General features: G+C 55.8%; 4 protein-coding genes. 1 reads left to right on the top strand and 3 read right to left on the bottom strand.

Features of this window, described 5'->3' with window-relative positions; genetic code table 11:
- The 3 genes from A3AY_RS38465 to A3AY_RS38460 form a co-directional block, all read right to left on the bottom strand.
- Nucleotides 1–130 (bottom strand): thiamine pyrophosphate-binding protein (locus tag A3AY_RS38465; RefSeq protein WP_154663362.1); only part of this gene is annotated, 130 nt, incomplete at its 3' end.
- Between the two features lie 498 nt (nucleotides 131–628).
- On the bottom strand, nucleotides 629–832 hold the full coding sequence (locus A3AY_RS0131930) for a cold-shock protein (protein WP_018329732.1): 204 nt from the start codon (nucleotides 830–832) through the stop codon (nucleotides 629–631).
- Between the two features lie 391 nt (nucleotides 833–1,223).
- On the bottom strand, nucleotides 1,224–1,400 hold the full coding sequence (locus tag A3AY_RS38460; RefSeq protein WP_154663361.1) for a helix-turn-helix domain-containing protein: 177 nt from the start codon (nucleotides 1,398–1,400) through the stop codon (nucleotides 1,224–1,226).
- 123 nt (nucleotides 1,401–1,523) lie between these two features.
- Between A3AY_RS38460 and A3AY_RS36720 the strand changes: the two genes are divergently transcribed.
- Nucleotides 1,524–1,703 (top strand): LysR family transcriptional regulator (locus A3AY_RS36720; protein WP_040669528.1); only part of this gene is annotated, 180 nt, incomplete at its 3' end.

Raw genomic sequence — 1,703 nt, 5'->3', positions numbered from 1 at the left:
TATGTCGGATTCTGTCGTCGCGGTTTTGAAGCGCCTCGTAGAAGGGAACGTTTGTATCCCCTGGCACACCAAAAATCGTGTCGACTCCGTATCCGATTAGCATTTCGACTAGAATATCCGCGCCGCGCATTTGCTTCTCCTATCGTCCACTGTGGGCAAGATAGAAGAAGGCTGTTGCGCCGGGGACCGGCAATACGCCGGCTTTGCGCTGCGAGAACCGTCATTTTGACGGCTCCGGCCCGCCAACGTGCATCGCAAGGACGCAACCCTTGAAGATAATTTCGACCTGCGAGTGCAAAACACTGTCTAACGCCTGAAAGATCTGCTCGTTCAGGCCTGCAGAATCCGATCTGGTGCCGCGGCGGTATGTTCCCGATCTGTGCTCCGGCAGTCGCATAATATCTCCTGCGGAACTTGCGCAATTCCGCCGATGTCCCATGGGTCTATTCGTTGCGTGTCTGGAATATGAAGCGAGTTCAAGATCTGTGACGTGGCGGTCCTCCTAGAAGCGGGGCGACGCCTACCCGGCACCTCACTGGCCGGACTTGCTGCTCTTTAAGTGTCGAGTGGGCGCCACTATTCCGACCAGCCCGGGTCAGCAGGCTGGGGAGTGGCGGCGCCCTCGAATTTACAGGACCGAGACGTTCTCTGCCTTGGACTTGCCGGTCTTCCGATCCTGACCAACCTCAAAGCTAACCTTGTCGCCTTCACGAAGTGAACCGCTGCGTTGCAGGGCAGACACATGGACAAAGACGTCCTGTCCGCCATTTTCAGGAGTAATGAAGCCGAAGCCTTTATCGTCATTGAAGAATTTAACCGTACCGGTTGCCATGGAATTCCATTCCTACGTCTTGTGCCAAGATTACAAAGCGGAAGCGACAATGTGAACCGGACCGCATCAAGCTGGAAAACCAATCCTGGCAGAGCCTTTTCAAATTTAATCTCAGCCTTTAGTGTGCGAGCCTGATCCAAAGGGGCGCGGTTCTGCCCGTAGACTGAAGGCGTTTTGGAACGACTTGCAATTGGCGCGGAAAGCCGCACCGCATAGTATCTCGCCTGGAACCTGACCGGTATCGAACGTGACCGTGGCCCTTCACTAGCGCCGGAGGACTTGAATCGGGAGCGATTTATTGAGCTTTGCTCGATCCGCAACCCCGCACGTATGCTCAACCAAAAGGTCCGCACGAGGTCGGAAAGTCAATTCTGCCTTCCCATTCGCGCTCCTAGATACCGCCTTTCTTTAAGTGGCGGAGGTCTTTCGTCCGCTTTTTAGCGGCTCGCTCAAGGTGTCCAGTGTAAGAGCGCTCGACCCCGGCAATAAGCGCTAGGTCATCTTGTGAAATTCCCTTCGCAACCCTCAGGCGCCGGATATTCAAAGCGATCAGTTGCTGTGCGTTCATCGGTGTAGCACAGCATCTGGAAATTTGGAAAACCACGTATTATAGAACTATGAAAGCCCGCGGCGCTCGGCTATGCTGTGACTGGCAGGGCGACGCGTCGTCATGCGTAGGAGACGTCTTCGCATGGAACTGCGCCAATTCACCTATTTCGTTGCTGTCGCCGAGGAGCTGCATTTCGGCAGGGCAGCGGCACGGGTGCATATCGCCCAGCCGGCATTGTCGACGCAGATCCAGTCACTCGAGCGCGAGCTTGGCGTCCAGCTGTTTGTCCGGACCACCCGACGCGTCGAACTGACGGTGGCA

This window comes from Rhizobium giardinii bv. giardinii H152, assembly GCF_000379605.1.
Lineage (GTDB): Bacteria > Pseudomonadota > Alphaproteobacteria > Rhizobiales > Rhizobiaceae > Pararhizobium > Pararhizobium giardinii.
This window is presented reverse-complemented; position numbering and strand designations above follow the sequence as displayed.